This is a genomic window from Actinomadura sp. NPDC048394 (genome assembly GCF_040651755.1).
In the GTDB taxonomy this organism is placed as follows: Bacteria; Actinomycetota; Actinomycetes; order Streptosporangiales; family Streptosporangiaceae; genus Spirillospora; species Spirillospora montaniterrae.
In genome coordinates, this window is the sequence record NZ_JBEZJL010000031.1 from 41,066 (window position 1) to 57,872 (window position 16,807).

Below are 16,807 nucleotides of genomic sequence, written 5' to 3' on the forward strand. Positions count from 1 at the left end.
CAACGTTCGCTCTCAGCGATCAACGTCCGCCTACCCTCGACCCCATGAGCCGGGCCCTGGCGACGGACGCGGACGGCAACGCCCTGACCGCGTTCCTGCCTGCCGTATCCACGTCCAACACCCCCGACGACGCCCCGATGCCCGCAGCCCTGGTCGCCGTCCGTCACGGGACGTCCGTCCTGTTGGTCTTCGACCGCCACCGCCGCCAGTGGGAACTCCCGGGCGGCCGGATCGAGCCCGGCGAGACGCCCCTGCAGGCGGCCGTCCGGGAACTCCACGAGGAGACCGGCCTCCACCTCCCCGCCCTCACCCTCGCCGGCCACGCCCGCTTCCGCCTCGTCGCCCCGCCCCGCGACGAGTACGCCGCCATCTACACCGGCCAGGTCCCCACCCGCAACCACTTCATCCCCAACCACGAGATCAGCGCGATCCGGTGGTGGGACCTCACCACCACGCCACCGGCCGATTCCCAGCCGTTGGACACCGCCCTCGCCCGGCTGGCCGGTCGATAGGGTTCCGGAGTCTCCGTCCCCCCGACGAGGAGTCGTCTGATGGCCGGTCACCGCCGCACGCATGCCGTCCTCGCCGGCGCCGTCCTCGCGGCGGCTTTCCTGAGCGGCTGTTCGAGACCGGAGGCGCACTTCCCGGTCGCCGCGTCCACACGTCCCGCGCCCGCGTCCTCGCTGAGTTTCCGGCCCGGCGAGGTGCAACGCGTCCCCGATCCCCGGACCCTGCTGTCGCCGGGGCTCCGCAAGGATCTGCGGTTCGCCGCCGACGAGGACTCCGAGTGCAGGCAGGAGCAGGCGAACACCTTCATCGACCGCTGGAGCTGTTACCTGTACACACCCCATCGGCGCACTTGGGACAAGGACCTGACGGCGTTGGGCATCGAACTTCACCATCCCGCTATGACCGAGAACGCGACCGCCTATGCGACAGAGATGTTCGCCGACATGAAGAAGTACAGGAACACCGGCAGCTGGGATCCGGTGCCTCTCGGCGACGAGGGCTTCCAATCACCACTGGACCGCTCCATCGGTCACAGCGACGTCTTCTTCCGCGTCCGCAACGTGACCGTGCTGGTCTCGACCGCACCCGGCGACCAGGACAAGGCCGACACCCGGGCCGCCGAGCTGCGGCGCCGGGCCTGGCGGGTCGCCTCCGAACTCGCCCGTTCGATCGCCCGGCTCGCCGGGTAGGGGCGGTCAGGAGATCAGTTTGCCCACGGTGGTGGGGGTCTCGGTCTGGCCGGTGGCGCGGCGGGACTCGTCGGCGGCCCACTTGAAGACGCCGGTGGCCATGAGGGACGGCTCGGACTCGGCGCGGGCGGCGTAGACCTCGGCGCGGGCCTCGTGCAGGGACGCGTCGTCCGGGTCGGCCTGGACGGCCATCTCGGCGAGGTGGGCGGCGAGGCGCAGGTCGCCGTCGGCGGCGGCGCGGCGGGCCGCGTCGGCGACCTTGGCGGCCCCGCCGGCGAGGGACGCGACGGCGCGGGCGAGGTCGGCGTCGCGGGCGGGCTTGAGGTGGGCGGGGTTGCCGTCGTACCAGCCGCCGTACATGCGCCACAGGTTCCGGACGATGAACTCGGGCTCGTCGTACTTGGCCTGCAGGTAGACGCGGTCGGACAGGTGCGCGGGCGGGGCGACGGCGTGCACGATGTCGTCGAGGCGGCGGCCCTCGTTCAGCATGGCGAGGGTCTGGTCGATGATGCTCTCGAGCCATTCGGCGGTCTCGGTGAGGGCCTGCGCGACGCGGTCGGCGCCGAAGACGGGGGCGCCGTGCGACGGCATCATGATCTCGGCGCCGAGGGCGGCCATGCGGCGCAGGGCGTGCGCCCATTCGCGGGGGTAGCGCTGCACCTTCTGCGGGTTGCCGCAGTTGGGGGTGAGCCAGATGAACAGGTCGCCGGGCAGGAGCAGCTTGTACTCGGGGACGTAGGCGACGGTGGCGTCGTCGGTCTCGCCCTTGGCGTGGAAGAGGTCGAAGGTGAGGCCGGCGCGGGTGACGGTCAGCGCGTCGCGGTAGGTGACGTCGGGCTGCCGGTACTCGGTGGGCCAGCGCAGGCCGGGGGCCTGGAACTGGCGCTGGTTGATGACGGAGTTGTAGCCGGCGGTGAGGACGTACCGGTCGAAGCGGTCGCGGACGAGCTCGTGCGCGACGACCTGGGGGCGCGGTCCGTCCTCCGCGTCGAACGGGCCCATGCCCATGACGTGGTCGATGTGGCCGTGCGAGTAGAACGCGAGCGTGAGCGGGTCGGACGTCCAGGCGCGGACGCGGTCGTGCAGGCTCACGGCGGTCATCTGGTTGCCGGTGTCGAACAGCATCAGCTCGCCCTGGCTCCGGAAGGCGATGACGTTGCCGAAGCCCGGCTGCCAGCCGAGGCCGTCGGCGATCTCGATGACGCCGGAGCCGCCCATGCCGGTGTGGACGATGCTGTCGTCGGCGGCGCCGCGCCAGACCCTGTCGGCGTAGTCCTTGATGTCCATGGTTCTTCCTTTCAGTGGGTGAGCACGGCGGAGGCGGGCGCCGGGTCGAGCGCGGCGCGGTCGCGGGACGGGCGGATCAGCGCGGCGGCGAGCAGCCCGCCGCAGACCATCAGGGCGGCGCCGAGGTCGAAGGCGTGCTGGAAGCCGGCCGCGCGGGTCGCGGCGGCGTCCACGATCGCGCCGGTGAGCAGGGGCCCGAACGCGCCCGCGGTGGAGGCGATCGCGGTGACGATGCCGAGCAGCGCGCCGCGCCGGGACGCGGGCACGAGCTCGGACAGCGCGGCCTGCATCAGCCCGAAGAACGCGTTCCCGACGGTGAAGGCGATCATCATGACGAGGATCAGCGCCGCTCCCCCGCCGACCCGGGTGACCAGCAGCGTCGCGAGGCCGGAGACCACGACGGCGGCGCCACCGAGGACGCCGCGCGCGGACCGGCTGGTCCGTCCGGCGCGCATCATGCGGGTGGAGGCGTAGCCGATGGCGAGCATGAACGCGATGCCGACGACCTGTGTCCCGGCGGCGATGAGGCTCGCCTTCTCCAGCGCGATGCCGTGCACGCGCTGGAGGTACTGCGGCAGCCAGGTGACGGCGACGGCCATCGTCCAGAACCCGGCGAATCCGGCGGCGAGGCCGCCGAGGACGGTGCCGCGGGTGAGGAGGCGCCGGTACGGGACGCGCGGCTCGTCCGGCGCGGGCTCCGCGCGGGACGCGTAGGGGCCCTCGCCGCCGAGGCCGAGCCAGGCGAGCGTCCACAGGACGCCGAGGACGCCGGTGAGGGCGAACGCGGCGCGCCACCCGAACCGGGTGACGACGACCGCGAGCAGCGGGGCGCCGATCGCGACGCCGGCGGCGCCGCCGACGGTGAGCAGGCTGCTCGGCAGGGCGCGGTCGCGGTCGGGGAACCAGCCGAACGCGGTGTGGTTGGCGGTCGCGAACGCGGGCCCCTCGGCCGCCCCGAGCGTGACGCGGGTGACGAGCAGGGCGCCGAGCCCGGCCGCGGGCAGCCCGATGACCAGCTGGGACACGCTCCACACCACGACGAGGACGGTCAGCAGCCGGCGCGCCGGCACCCGGTCGGCGAGGAACCCGACGACGATGCCGGACACGCTGAACAGCAGGTAGAACGCGCTGCCGATGGAGCCGAACGCGGTGTCGGACAGCCCGAGGTCGTCGCGGATGTGCTTGCCCGCCAGCCCGAGGACGGTCTTGTCCATGAAGTTGATCATCATGAAGAGGACGAGCAGCGCCAGGATCGTCCGGGCGCGGCGGGTCGGCGCGGGCGGTTCGGCCATGCGGCGGGGCTCCGTTCGGGCGGCGGGGTGGTACGGATCACCCTCCTGCGGGCCGGTGCGCCGCGACAACCGGCGCTTCTCCCGCGTTCGTCCGGTTCGGCTGTGACATGTCACAATCGGCGCGGGAGGTCGTCATCGAGAGGGACCGGGTGCGGCAGGTCGCGGCGGATCTGGCGGCGCGCTGCGAAGGGCAGGTGAACCGGCTCGCGCGGGAGCTGACGCAGCGGCGCTTCGCCGCGATCCCCGACTACGCGGACCTGCCGGCGGACATGCGCGACGTGGAGATCGCGGCGACCGCGCGGTACGCGATCCGGCAGTTCCTGCGGATGGCCGAGGGCGCGCCGGTGGACGAGGACGATCTGCGGCTGTTCCGCGAGCGCGCCGCGCAGCGCGCCGAGGAGGGCATGCCGCTGGCGAACCTGCTGGCCTCGTACTACATCGGCGCCGAGGTCATCTGGGACGCGCTGGTCGCCGAGGCCCGCCCGGACGAGCTGGCCGCGCTGCCGATGCTGGCGCGGCTGCAGCTGCGCGGCACGAACCGGGTCGTCGTCGCGGTGACGGAGGCGTACCAGGCGGAGCGGGCGGCGATCCTGGACGAGCGGCGCGAGGCCGTCCGGGAGGTGGCGCGGGCGCTGCTCGCCGGGGAGCCGGCGCGCGCGACGGCGGACCGGTTCGGGATCCCGCTCGCGGACGCCTACCTGGTGCTCCACCTGCGCTTCGCCGGCGCGGGCGACGGCCAGGCCGCCGGCGCGACGGCCGGCACGACGGCGGGCGCGGGTATCGCCGAGCGCCGCGTGCTGCGGCGGATCCGCGCGGGGCTCGAAGGGTTCGGCGAGGGGGCGCCGCTGATGCTGCAGGACGAGCGCGGGGTGCACGTCCTGCTGCCGTCGGCCGCCGCGGCACGGCTCGCCGACCTGGAGCGGCTGCTCACCGCCGCGGGCACCGCGGCCGGGCCCGTGATCGCCGGCGCGGCCCGCTCCGAGGGCACGGCGGACGTCCCGGACGCGTCCCGGCGGGCCGCCCGGATCGCCGGCATCGCGCAGGCGGCCGGGCGCCCCGCCGGCGTGTACGAGCTGGGCGACGTGCTGCTCGACTACCACCTCAGCGGTCCCGGCGACAGCGGCCCGGCCGTCGGCGCCGCGCTGGACCCGCTCGACGCCCACCCCGAGCTGCTGGACACGCTCCGTGCGTTCCTCGACGCGGACATGGACCGGCGGAGGGCGGCCGCCGCGCTCGCCGTGCACCCCAACACCGTCGACAACCGGCTCGCCCGCATCGCCCGCCTCACCGGCGCCGACCCGCGCACCACGCGCGGCGTGCTGCTGTGCGCCGCGGCGCTCACTCTCCGTGGCCGGGGCGGCCGGGCGTAGCGGACCGTCCGCCTGTCACCGGGCAATGCGCTGGCAAAGACCGCTTCGCGATCACGATTCTTTGCGCACCCCCGGTTTACGCCCGCATGACGTGCGGGTACTTACCGCAACGAGTTCGTGACACAGGGTGAACGTCAAGCTCCTGGGACGGCAAAGTCCCAGGTCGGACCGGGGAGGTGGGCGATGAAGGGCACGCAGCGTGAGCACCGCCCCGCCGGTCCCGCGCACCGTTCGCCGCACGGCCCGGCCGGAGCGGCCGAGGGCGTTCCCGTGACCGGCCGGCAGGGCGCGCGGCGTCCCCCGACGCGCGCCCTGCCGGCCGGTGACGGCGACACACCTCGGGTCCTCGGCCGCACCGGACCGGACCGGGCCTCCCGTCGCGACCGCCATCGGGCGCCGGTGCCGTACGCCCCCGCGGCGCCGGCGCCCCTCACCGCCGGGCCGGCGGCCCCGCCGACCTGTGCCGCCGGCCCGGCCCCAACGCCCCCGTCCGTCCGGGCGCCCGTGCGGCGCCCGCCCCTCGAAGCCGGACGGGCCGTCACGCCCCCGTCCGGCCGGGCACGGGAGGGAGGTGGGAATCAGCCCCGATCCGAGCCGGCGCCATGCCGGTGCACCAGGCGGCCGGAACTCCGTCCGACCCCCGTCCCGGCCGCCCTCACGCAGTAAGGGATCGCTGCGGAGCCGAGCCCGTGAAGGCAAGAGCGCCTTCACGGGCCTCGGTTCGTTCCAGGCCCCCGCGCCGGGACGAACCCGCAGTCAGTCGCGGGCAGGTCAGAGCTTCTTGCGCCAGACCTGACCGTGCACCACGTCGCCGAAGCGGGCGACCGGCGGCTCCTCCTCTTCGAGGAGGAACCCGGCCCGCTCGTAGATCCGGTGCGCGGGCCGCTGCAGCGCCGTCGTCCACAGCATGATCTCGCGGTACCCGGCGTCGGTCGCGAACCGGACGCACTCATCGACCAGCGCCGCGCCGACGCCCAGGCCGCGCGTGCCGGGCTCGACGTGCAGGAGGCGCAGCTGGGCGACGTCCTCCTCGCGCCGGACGCAGAACACCGCGCCGACCCGTTCGCCGCCGACCTCGGCGATCCACGCGCTCTCCCGCTCGGGGTCGTGGTCCTCGACGTAGCCGGCGACGACGCGGGCGACGAGCGCCTCGTAGGTGCGGTCCCAGCCGCACTCCTCGGCGTAGAGGGCGCCGTTGCGCTCGACGACCCACCCGAGGTCGCCGGGGCTCAGCGGGCGCAGGACGGCGCCGTCCGTGCGGACGCGGTCGCCGAGGATGCCCTGCACGGTGCGCATCGCACCGAGGAGGCGGCGGCGGTCGTCGCCGGTGAGGCCGTCCAGCAGCGCGCGGATCTCGGCGCTGGACCGCTCGTCGAGCATCGCCTGCACCTCGCGGCCCCGGTCGGTGAGGCGGACGACCTGTCGGCGGGCGTCGCCGGGCGCGCGTTCCCGGACGACGAGGCCGTCGTTCTCGAAGCGGGTCAGCATCCGGCTGAGGTAGCCGGGGTCGAGGTCGAGGGCGCGCCGCAGCGCGAGCACCTCGGTGTCCTCGCGCTGCGCCAGCTCGAAGATCACTCTGGCCTCGGTGAGGGAGTAGGGCGAGCGCACCAGGCCCTCGCCGAGCACCCCGATCACCCCGGTGTAGAACCGGTTGAACGCGCGGACCGTGCCGACGTCCGCCGCCGTCGCCTCCATGCTCGCCCTCCCACGTTTGACTCAGTCAAACGTTACTCCCGGACGGGCCCGGAGATCCAGCCCCGCACGGGGCGGAACGCGGGAGGGGGTCAGGCGCGGGACGAGTCGGCGCCGGACGGCTCGGGCTCGGCCGCCGGAGCCGCGGGCCGCACCTGGCGGGCCTCCGTGACGATCTTGCGCTCGACCCAGAACGTCATCAGCGGCACGACGCCGCCGAGCACGATCAGCACCATCTTGGTCAGCGGCCAGTCCGCCCGCCGCCACACGTCGTAGGCGGCGACGAGGTAGACCATGTAGAAGAGCCCGTGGACGGGCGCCACGATGCCCGCCATCGCGGGCATGTCGGTCGGACCGTACTTGAGGATCATGCCGATCACCAGCAGCACCAGGAGGCTGCCGACGAGCAGGGCGAGGATCCGGTACCGGGTCACCGCGCCTTCCACAGTTCACACCCTTTCATCGGCCGGCCGCATCCGGCGGCCCGCTCACGTCGCACGGCCCCGCGGCGGTCCGGGGGCGCCCGGCGGCGCGGTCAGCCGCGCCGGTCGGTCTGGGAGTTGAGCCGCGCGAGGTAGCGGTTGTAGGCCGCCAGCGCGGGGTCCTCCTCCTCCTGCCGCCGGATGATCTCGCGCTTGACGGCGGCCTCGGCCGGCTCCTCGATCACCTTGGGCGCCGGGGTCACGCCGGCCTTCTCGTCGCGGATCATCTTGACCCACATCACGATCACGAAGATCGCGAAGATCGGCCATTCGAACGTGTACGCCCAACTGCGGTCGTTGCCCTCCTGGGCGCGGTCGTACTGCCACCAGCCGAAGCCGATGAACGCGCCGCAGAGCACGACCGCGATCGCATGCAGGCCGAGCCAGGCCGGGGTGAGGAACCGTCGCACGTCATCGAGCGTACCCCCGGTCCCGCGCCGCCCGTGCACAACCCCCGGATGGCCGCGGGCGCCTCGGCGGTCAGCCCGGACGGCCTGGCCGGCGCGGTGCCGGGGCGGCGTCCGGAAGCGGCGGGCCGGTGTAGACGGCGCGGGGGCGCAGCGGGTGCGCGCCGCCGTACTCCTCGATGGCGTGCGCGAGCCACCCGGCGGTGCGGGCGACCGCGAACACGGCCTCGCCGGCGCCCGGGACGAACCCGGCGACCGCGCCGAGCGCCGCCACCGCGAAGTCGATGTTCGCGGAGGGCAGCCGGCGCCGCGCCGCCTCGTCCAGGACGGCCTCGGCGGCGGCGAGCCGCGGGTGCCCCGGGGCCGCCGCCCGGACGAGGTCCAGCAGCAGCGTCGCGCGGCCGTCGCCCGACTTGTACACCACGTGCCCGAACCCGGGGATGCGCTCGCCGCCGCGCAGCCGCCGCCCGACCACCTGCGCGGCCGACTCCGGGTCGGCGACCTCCGCGATCAGCCGCTCCGCGCCGTAGGACGCGCCGCCGTGCAGCGGCCCGCTGAGCACGCCGAGCCCGGACGCGACGACCGCGTACGGGTCGGCCCGCACGGACGCGGCGACCCGCGCCGCCAGCGTGGAGGCCGCCAGCTCGTGATCGGCCAGCAGGATCAGCGCCGCCTCCAGCGCCCGCAGCGTCCCCGGCTCCGCCGGCCGCGCGCACAGCCTCCCCCACAACCGCTCCACCACCCCTGCCTCGTCGACGCGCGGCGAGTCGTCGTCATGGGGGTCGTCGTCATGGAAGCCGTTCGGGGCGGGCGGGAGGGCTTCGACGAGGCCGGCGATGAGGGAGCGGGCGGTGTCGGTGACGCCCTCCGGGTCCAGGTGGTGGCGCCGCGGGTCGGCGGCGGCCAGCGCGGTGACGATGACCTGGAGGCGGTCCATCGGGAGCAGGCCCTCGGGCAGCCCGGACTGCGCGGCGACGGCCGCCGCGACGCCCTCGTCCGGGGCCCGCCACGGCGCCTCGCCCGCGTCGTCGCGGCCCGTCCAGAGCCAGCCGGCGACGTCCTCGAACGAAGCGTGCTCGGCGAGGCCGAGCACGTCGCGGCCCCGGTAGTAGGGGCGGTCGGCGCCGAGCGCGGTGATCGCCGACTCGATCGCCAGCTCCCCCGGGCCCGGCCCGCGGCGGGGCTTGCCGCGCCTGGCCAGCTCCTCCACCTGCGCGGCGTCGAACAGGCTGCGCCGGCCGTCCGGGGCGTGCCGGCGGCGCAGCACGCCGCGGCTGACATAGGCGTACAACGTGGCGGGCTTCACACCGAGCCGCTCGGCGGCCGCCGCCGCGTCGATCCACCCGCCCACCTGGTCGTTCTCGCCCATGCATACTCCATCGACATTGATTTTCGTCAATATTGATACATATGGATCCGGCTGTCAATCTGAGGGCATGCCACAGATTCACTTCCTCGACGTCACCAACCGCGACGGCGTCCAGACCGCCCGGACCGGGCTGTCCAAGTTCGGCAAGACGATGGTGAACTTCTACCTGGGGCGGCTCGGGGTCGCGCAGTCCGAGATCGGCTTCCCGTTCCTGTTCCACGAGATCCCCTACGTCCGGGCGCAGATCGCGCTGGCGGAGGCCGGGGCGTTCGGCGATCTGCGGCTCTCTGGCTGGTGCCGGGGCGTCCCGCAGGACGTGGAGAAGGCCGTCGCCGTCCGGGCCGGCGGGAAGGGCCTCGCCCACTACAACCTGTCCATCTCCACGTCCGACTACATGCTCGCGAACAAGTTCCGGGGAAAGCTGGACCGGGACGCCGTCATCCGCGAGATGACCGCGGCCGTCCGCGCGGCCAAGGCGGGCGGCGCGCGGACCGTCGGCGTCAACGCCGAGGACGGCTCCCGCACCGACGACGGCTTCCTCACCGAGTTCGCGCTCGCCGCCAAGGAGGCCGGCGCCGACCGCGTCCGCTACTGCGACACCATCGGCGGCGACACCCCCGACCGCATCCGCGAGCGCTTCGCCAAGCTCGCGTCCGCGATCGGCATCCCCGTCGAGACGCACTGCCACAACGACCTCGGCCTCGCCGTCGCCAACTCCATCCATGGCGCGCTCGGCGACCTGCAGGCCGGACAGGACGCCTGGATCAACACGTGCGTCAACGGGATCGGCGAGCGGTCCGGCAACGCCGACCTGCTGTCGACGATCCTCGCGTTCCGGCACGCCTTCGACCCGCAGGTGAACGGCGCCGAGATCGGCGACCCGCTCGACCTGTCGTGGGCACGCCGCTTCGCGCTGTGGGCGAGCTACGCCTTCGGCCAGCCGCTCCCCTACAACCAGGTCGGCGTCGGGCGGAACGCGTTCGCGCACGAGTCCGGCATCCACGCCGACGGGGCCCTGAAGGACCACGGCAACTACGAGCTGTACGACGAGGAGACCCTCGGCCCGTTCCCCGACGACTGGCACGCGCGGCCGGGGCGCGTCGTCCTGACCGGCGAATACGGCGGCAAGGCCGGGTTCCGGCACGTCATGGACGGTCTCGGCGTCGAGCCCGCCGACGAGGAGCTGGCGTTCAAGCTCGTGCAGCTCTGCAACGCGCAGACGGGCCGCCCCCTCACCGACGACGAGCTGCGCCTCATCGCCGGATACCCCCGCGAGCTGGCCCTCCTCTTCCCTGGGGCCATCGACTGATTCGCCGCTTCCACCGCTTTTGTCGCTAGCGATCTCTACCTTGTGGAGGCATGGCGAGCAGCGCGACGGCACAGGCGTACTCCTACACGCGCCCCTCCGGGCTGGACGGCGGTCTCCTCGGACTGTCGACGTCCGGAGGGACGACGAGCACCGGGCCGCGGGCCCATCCGCACTTCTTCAGCGGCGTGCTCACCCAGGCGGCGCCGGCCGCGGCGGCGCTGATCGCGCTGGCCGACGTGGCGCGGACCCGCTACCACCAGCCGCGCCCGACCGGCTTCCGCGACCCGGTGGTCACCTGCAACGGCGACCGGCTGCGGATGGAGTCGTTCTCTGCCTGCGGCGGCGTGTACGCCCGGCTGGACGTGCTGGAGCCGGCGCTGGACGGCGACGTCCTCGAACGCGGCACCACGAACGTGGACGTCAACGGGCCGCTGCGCGAGGCCCTCGCCCGCGTCGGCGGATCGGACCCGCTGCATCTGGCGGTGGGCGCCGACGAGATGGCGGTGACCACGCTGGACGGCGCGGTGGTGGAGAAGAAGGTGCCGCTGCCGGAGCGGTGGCTGCGCGGGTTCGCCGAGGTCCAGGTGATCACCGCCGGGTTCGACCCGCGGGCCGAGCTGAAGGGGCCGGACGCGGTGCGGTTCCTGCGGTCGCTGCCCGCCCGTTCGCGCGGGGCGCTGTGGGCGGTGCCCGCCGGGCGGACGCTGCGTCTGTCGTCGCGTCCGGCATCCGGCGCGGTGTGCCTCGCCGGCGCGGACCGGCTGCGGACCATGCTGCCGCTGCTGCGGTTCGCCCGGGCGCTGCGCGTTTACGGGCCGTCCGTCACCGCCGGCAGCGCGCCGGTGTCGAGCGTGTGGGAGCTGGAACTGCCCGGCATGCGGTACTTCCTGACGCTGTCACCGGAGGTGTCGCGGGGCTTCTCCGGCGAGGGCGCCGTCCTCGACGCCCTCGCGACGGACGAGGCCGCCGGCGACGCCGACCTGATCGGCGCGCTGCTGTCGTTCGAACCCCGCGTGGACCCGGGCCTGCTCGCCGAACGCTCCGGCCTGCCGCTCGACCGGACGAAGGCGGCGCTGACACAGCTCGGCACGTCCGGACGCGTCGGCTTCGACACCGCCGAGGCCGCGTTCTTCCACCGCGAACTGCCCTACGACGCGGCGCGCGTGGCGGCGCTGAACCCGCGTCTGCGGTCGGCGCGCGCGCTGGTCGAGAACGGTGCCGTCCGCTTCACCGGCGATGACGCCGCGGTCGTCACCACCGACGGCGGCGACCGCGAGGTCCGCTTCGAGGGCGACCGCGCCACCTGCACGTGCCCGTGGTGGTTCGATCACCGGGGCGGGCGCGGGCCGTGCAAGCACGTCCTCGCGGCCACGATCGTCCGCCGCGACGGCGAGGCGGTCGCCGCGCTGGACGCGGAGGCGGCGCGATGAGCTGGGACGCGATCCGCGCCGCGATCGACGCGAAGGACACCGGACGGGTGATGGCGCTGGTCGCCAAGCTCGACGCGACCGGCCGCAAGGAGGTCGCTGACCGGCTCCCCGGAAAGCTGAAGGAGATGCGCGACGCCGCCCAGTGGGGGGAGTTGGAGAAGGGCTACCACCAGCCGCTGATGATGGCGGGCGCGGGCACGATCGGCGGCGCCGCCGCCGTCGCGGCCTGGCTGTGCCGCCGCGAGTTCGACACGTGGTGGCTGCGCTTCCACGGCAAGGAACTGCGCCGGGATCTGGACGTGGTCACCGCCGCGCGCCCCGCCGAATGGCGCGCCGACGTCGCCCGCCGCATCGCGGAGCGCATCCGGATCACCGACTTCGCGGAGTCCGTGCTGCCGCGCTGGCACATGGCGGCGGGACTCGCCCTGTCGGCGGGCGCCGAGCCGCCGGCGGCGGACGGCTTCGTCGTGCTGTGGGCGAGCGGCGGCGCCGACCCGAACGCCCTCGCCGACGACCCGTTCCTGGACGCGCTCGTCCCGCGCCTGTTCGAGGCCGACGGCGTCGGCGCCGCCCTCGCGTTCGACCGGAGCACCGCGGAGTGGGCCAAGGACCGCCGGACCTGGGCGGACGCGCTGGCCGAACTCGCCGCCACCGGACGGGTCCCGCGCGGCACGCTGATCGACGGTTGCGTCCGGCGGTTCCTGCGCGGCGGCACGCCGCACGAGCAGCGGTGGTTCGCGCAGTTGCACGAGCTCTTGGAGCCCACGGACGCCGAGGTCGCCGCGCGGGTGCGGGACTACGCCCGGCTGCTGCCGTCCGCGCCGTCGACGATCGCGGACCTGGCGCTGCGGGCCGTCCGCCGGGCCGACGAGCTGGAGATGGTCGGCGAGCCGCTGTTCGAGGAGGCGGCGGGCGCCGTGCTGTTCCGGCCGGAGAACAAGCTGGTCCGGGCCGGCCTGACCTGGCTGGACCGGACGGCGCGCAAGCGCGGCCGCGTGGACGCCACGCTCCGCGCCGTCACCGCCGTGTTCACGTGCGACTCCCTCGACCTGCGGGAACGCGCCGTCAAGATCGCCGTGAAGCATGCCGGGAAGGCGTCCGCCGAGGCGGGCGAGCAGGTCCGCGGCGCCGCGTCGGGGCTCCCGGGGCCGCTCCGCGAGACGATCGCCGCCGCGTTCGGCGACGTGGAGGCCGAGGCCGCGTTCCCGCTCCCCGTGGGACCGCCGCCGTTCGTCCCGCGCGAGATGCCCGCCCCGATCGGCTCGCCCGCCGAACTCGCCGAGGAGTTCGCCGTCCTCCTGCACACCGAGCATCCGGACTGGCTGGCCGTCGAACGCTTCGTCGCCGCGCTCGTGGAGTTCGCCTACCAGGACATCGACGGCACGAGGGACGCCCTGCGGCCCATCGTGGAGAAGCGGGCGCCCTGGTTGACGAACGCGGACCGGCTGGGCCGGCACCACGAGCAGGATTGGACGCTGTTCTCCGTCCGCTGCCTGTTCCTCCCCAAGACCCCCAACCGCCTGGTCGAGGCCCTCGCCTCGCTCGTCAAGGGGTGGTCGCGCAAGGGCGAAACGATCTTCGATCCGCAACTGGACCGGTTCCTGGTCCTGCGCGGGCGCGAGATCGCCGCCGCCGTCGGACGGGTCCCGGTCCTGCCGGCCACCCCGACCACGGCCGACGGGCACGTCGATCCCGGCGTGCTCGTCGAGCGGCTCGAAAGGCTCGAAGCCGCGGGCACCGAACCCGGACGCGCCGAACTGGCGCAGGCGATGCTCCGCGTCCCGCGCGAGATCGACCCGGCCGCTGTCACCCGCGCCAAGGGCCTGGTCTCGCCGGCGGGCCAGGCGATGGCGGCATGGCTGGCCGCGGGCCCGCAGCCCGACCCGGACGTCCGGTGCGAGGTCCTGGCGGAGCCGATCGCGACGGTCGGCGACCGCAGGCTCCGCCTTCCGTCCCGGATCCTCTCCGTCGTCTCCTTCCCCGGCGACTCCGACATCGCGCGCCTGTGCGCCTTCCCCGAGGAGGGCTGGCGGGACTTCGGGCAGCCGAAGTACTCCCACACGTTCGCCTGGTGGCCGGGCGTCACGCCGTCCCACCGGGAGATCGCCGCCGCGCAACTCGTCCCCTACCAGGCCGGCCTGACCGACGAGGGCTGGCTGCAGGGCCCGACGATGCTGGCGATCGCGGAGGCGGACGGGCCGTCCGGAGCCGCCACCGGGACGCTGCTCGCCTGCACGCTGGCCAACGCGCACGAACGCCACCGCGCCGACGCCGTCGACGCGCTGCTCACGCTGAGCGCGCGCGGCGTCCTGCCCGCCGCCGAGACCGGCGTCGCGATCGGGCGGCTCGCCGCGTTCGGCCGCGTCAAGCTCGGCCGGGTCGCGAAGGCCCTGGGCGCCGCCGCCGACGCGGGCGCGCACGCCGACGTCTGGACGATCATCGCCGCCGCGCTGCCCGAGATCCTCGCCGGACCGGGCGGCCACGGGGTCCGCGGCCTGCCCGACCTGCTCGCCCTCGGCACGCGCACCGCCGAGACGACCGGCGCGCGCGGCGAGATCCCCGCGCTCAAGGCCGTCGCCGGGCGCGGCGGGTCCAGCCGGCTGGTCAAGGAAGCGGCCCGGCTGCACCGCGGCCTCACCGCAACCTGACGGGCCGCCGCGGTGTTGAAGAGAATGTCGGACTCGGATGGCACGCTGAACGGACCGGAAGGGAGCGCCCGACGATGACCGAGACACTCGCGTTCGGCACGGTCGACACCGTGCTGGGACGGCTGCTCGTGAGCGAGACGGAGACGGGGATCGTGTCGCTGGACTTCCGCGACACCCCCGCCGCCCGCGAGCGGGCCGCCCGCAAGACCGGCCTGCCGGTGGTGGACGCCCCCGGCCGCCTCGACCCGGCGCTCGCGGCGCTGCGCGACTACTTCGCCGGCGACCTGAAGACGTTCGAGCTGCCGATCGACTGGCGGCTGACGGGCGACGTGCAGCGGCAGGTGCTGACCACCCTGTACGAGACCGTCCGCTACGGGCAGACGATCACCTACGGCGCCCTCGGCGACCGGAGCGGCACCGAGGTGCACGCGCAGGTCATCGGGCAGGTGATGGGCAGCAACCCGATCCCGCTGATCGTCCCGTGCCACCGCGTCGTCGCCTCGAACGGCCTCGGCGGCTACAGCGGCGGCTCGGGCGTCGAGGTGAAGCGCTGGCTGCTCACCCTGGAGGGCTCGATCCCCGCCACCCTCGACTGGGACATCACCCGCGCCCCGTGACCTCCCGCCGCCGCGGCCCGACGAGCACGGCGGGATCGAACGACACCTCGAACGGCTCCGCGATCCGCAGCGTCCGCCCCGCGCAGACGCGGTCGGCCTGGACGTACTCGCCGTCCTTGAGGAGGAGCACCTCCACGCAGGGCGCCCCCTCACCGATCAGCTCGACGCGCAGGAACGTCGGGATGCCCGCCGCCGCGTACATCCGGGGCTTGTCGGTGAAGTCGCGCCGGCGGTTGCTTCGCCCGGGGCTGACCACTTCGGCGACGAGGTGGATGTACTGCGGGTCGAGCGCCACCGTACCGGCGAGCATTGGCTCCGCGTCGGCGACCACGACGTCGGGGATCGCCCCTTCGCCTGCGCAGGGAACGTTGGCCCCCTCCGTGACCTCCATGTCATCCGGCGCGGCGTCGTCCAGGATCCGGACGAGCCGCTTGGTGCAGATCTGATGATTGGTCGCGGCGAGGGGGCTCACGACGTAACTCCCGTCGATCAGTTCGACGCGCTGCCCGTTCTCCGGCAGCGCCAGCCAGTCCTCGACGGTGAACCCATCACGATCAGGCATCGGTTCGGCGGGCATTGCGAGTGCCACGCCTCATCACCTCCATAGGCCCAGTGTGTCATGGGGGGACATCGACGTTCGATCACACTGGGCGTTCACTTGATTACGCCGAGAACTCGGAAGTTAGCAGCCCGAGGATCAGCGCGTCAGGCGAACGGCGACCTAGGACATCACGAGCCCGCCGCGTCAGGCGGGGGCGGGGGTGTAGGTGACGCCGGTGAGGGTTTCGGAGACCTGCCAGAGGCGGTCGCCGAGGCCCGCCTTGGCGGCCTGTGGCGGCGTGACGACCTTGACGGGGCTGCCGCGGAACTGCAGCAGGCGCGGGCCGTAGCAGGCGCCGCCCTCGACGCCCGGCGCGGTCGCGGCGTACAGGGACGGCAGCGCCCCGGCCGCCGCCGGCTGCGCCACCACCGCGTTGCTGAGCACCATCGCCTTCTCCATGACGGAGTTGCCGGACATCTTCGGTCCGGCCTCCTGGAGGTTGGTGGCGGCGTAGCCGGGGTGGGCGGCGGCGCTGGTGATCTCGGGGACGCGGCGGTCCAGCTCCCGGGCGAAGACGAGGTTGGCGAGCTTGGCCTGGCCGTAGGCGCCCCACTTGCTGTAGCGGCGCTCGCCCTGCAGGTCGTCGAAGCGGAACCGGCCGCTCCACGCGACCCCCGACGTCACCGTGACGACCCGGGCGGACGCGGCGGCGCGCAGCGCGGGCAGCAGCAGGCCGGTGAGCGCGAAGTGGCCGAGGTGGTTGGTGCCGAACTGCATCTCGAAGCCGTCGGCGGTGGTGCGGCGCGGCAGCGCCATGACGCCGGCGTTGTTGACGAGGATGTCGAGCGGCGCCTCGCCGTACCGGGCGGCGAACGCGCGCACCGACGCCAGGTCGGCGAGGTCGAGGGAGCCGAGGGTGAGGTCGGCGCCGGGCGCGGCGGCCCTGATCCGGTCGAACGCGGCCTGGCCGCGCTCGGCGCTGCGGCAGGCCAGCACGACGGCGGCGCCGTGCCGGGCGAGCTGCAGCGCCGTGTGGTAGCCGATGCCGCTGTTGGCCCCGGTGACGATCGCCCGCCGGCCCTGCAGATCGGGAATGTCGGCCGCCGTCCACCCGCTCATGGCACCTCCACGTCCTAGCCGACCTCAAAAGTTAGACGTGTAATT

At 74.2% G+C, this 16,807-nt stretch carries 15 protein-coding genes; 7 read left to right on the plus strand and 8 right to left on the minus strand.

Going from position 1 to position 16,807, the window contains the following annotated elements; genetic code table 11:
- The first annotated feature begins 44 nt into the window (after positions 1-44).
- Positions 45-512 (plus strand): NUDIX hydrolase, encoded by a 468-nt coding sequence (locus AB0C78_RS23290; RefSeq protein WP_360751168.1) that lies wholly within the window; start codon positions 45-47, stop codon positions 510-512.
- A gap of 39 nt (positions 513-551) precedes the next feature.
- Positions 552-1,199, plus strand: coding sequence for a hypothetical protein (locus AB0C78_RS23295; RefSeq protein ID WP_360751170.1), 648 nt, complete (start codon positions 552-554; stop codon positions 1,197-1,199).
- Between the two features lie 6 nt (positions 1,200-1,205).
- Here AB0C78_RS23295 and AB0C78_RS23300 read toward each other — a convergent pair whose 3' ends face one another.
- Positions 1,206-2,486, minus strand: coding sequence for an alkyl sulfatase dimerization domain-containing protein (locus tag AB0C78_RS23300; RefSeq protein WP_360751173.1), 1,281 nt, complete (start codon positions 2,484-2,486; stop codon positions 1,206-1,208).
- Positions 2,487-2,497: 11 nt separating this feature from the next.
- Positions 2,498-3,778, minus strand: a complete 1,281-nt coding sequence (locus AB0C78_RS23305) for an MFS transporter (RefSeq protein WP_360751175.1) — start codon at positions 3,776-3,778, stop codon at positions 2,498-2,500.
- Between the two features lie 107 nt (positions 3,779-3,885).
- Between AB0C78_RS23305 and AB0C78_RS23310 the strand changes: the two genes are divergently transcribed.
- Entirely contained in the window at positions 3,886-5,148 is a 1,263-nt protein-coding gene (locus AB0C78_RS23310) for a helix-turn-helix domain-containing protein (protein WP_360751177.1), read from the plus strand.
- Between the two features lie 771 nt (positions 5,149-5,919).
- Here the strand turns inward: AB0C78_RS23310 and AB0C78_RS23315 are convergent.
- The 4 genes from AB0C78_RS23315 to AB0C78_RS23330 form a co-directional block, all read right to left on the minus strand.
- On the minus strand, positions 5,920-6,843 hold the full coding sequence (locus AB0C78_RS23315) for a helix-turn-helix domain-containing GNAT family N-acetyltransferase (protein WP_360751179.1): 924 nt from the start codon (positions 6,841-6,843) through the stop codon (positions 5,920-5,922).
- An 89-nt stretch (positions 6,844-6,932) separates the two neighbouring features.
- A complete protein-coding gene (locus tag AB0C78_RS23320) occupies positions 6,933-7,286 on the minus strand; it encodes a DUF3817 domain-containing protein (protein ID WP_360751181.1) in 354 nt (117 codons plus the stop codon).
- Between the two features lie 89 nt (positions 7,287-7,375).
- Positions 7,376-7,732, minus strand: coding sequence for a hypothetical protein (locus tag AB0C78_RS23325; RefSeq protein WP_190865303.1), 357 nt, complete (start codon positions 7,730-7,732; stop codon positions 7,376-7,378).
- A 70-nt stretch (positions 7,733-7,802) separates the two neighbouring features.
- The gene (locus AB0C78_RS23330) at positions 7,803-9,098 is read right to left on the minus strand and encodes a citrate/2-methylcitrate synthase (RefSeq protein ID WP_360751183.1); all 1,296 of its coding nucleotides are present in this window, start codon (positions 9,096-9,098) and stop codon (positions 7,803-7,805) included.
- 67 nt (positions 9,099-9,165) lie between these two features.
- On the opposite strand from AB0C78_RS23330, the gene AB0C78_RS23335 reads away from it, so the two are divergent.
- The 4 genes from AB0C78_RS23335 (at position 9,166) to AB0C78_RS23350 (ending at position 15,102) form a co-directional block, all read left to right on the plus strand.
- Positions 9,166-10,407 (plus strand): hypothetical protein, encoded by a 1,242-nt coding sequence (locus tag AB0C78_RS23335; RefSeq protein WP_360751185.1) that lies wholly within the window; start codon positions 9,166-9,168, stop codon positions 10,405-10,407.
- A gap of 50 nt (positions 10,408-10,457) precedes the next feature.
- Positions 10,458-11,837, plus strand: coding sequence for an SWIM zinc finger family protein (locus AB0C78_RS23340; RefSeq protein WP_360751187.1), 1,380 nt, complete (start codon positions 10,458-10,460; stop codon positions 11,835-11,837).
- A complete protein-coding gene (locus tag AB0C78_RS23345) occupies positions 11,834-14,485 on the plus strand; it encodes a DUF6493 family protein (protein WP_360751189.1) in 2,652 nt (883 codons plus the stop codon). The genes AB0C78_RS23340 and AB0C78_RS23345 overlap by 4 nt, the downstream gene beginning before the upstream one ends.
- A gap of 74 nt (positions 14,486-14,559) precedes the next feature.
- A complete protein-coding gene (locus tag AB0C78_RS23350) occupies positions 14,560-15,102 on the plus strand; it encodes a methylated-DNA--[protein]-cysteine S-methyltransferase (protein ID WP_360751191.1) in 543 nt (180 codons plus the stop codon).
- Here AB0C78_RS23350 and AB0C78_RS23355 read toward each other — a convergent pair.
- The gene (locus AB0C78_RS23355; RefSeq protein ID WP_360751193.1) at positions 15,086-15,691 is read right to left on the minus strand and encodes a Uma2 family endonuclease; all 606 of its coding nucleotides are present in this window, start codon (positions 15,689-15,691) and stop codon (positions 15,086-15,088) included. The genes AB0C78_RS23350 and AB0C78_RS23355 overlap by 17 nt on opposite strands.
- A gap of 156 nt (positions 15,692-15,847) precedes the next feature.
- Positions 15,848-16,762, minus strand: coding sequence for an oxidoreductase (locus AB0C78_RS23360; protein ID WP_360751195.1), 915 nt, complete (start codon positions 16,760-16,762; stop codon positions 15,848-15,850).
- Positions 16,763-16,807: the final 45 nt, after the last annotated feature.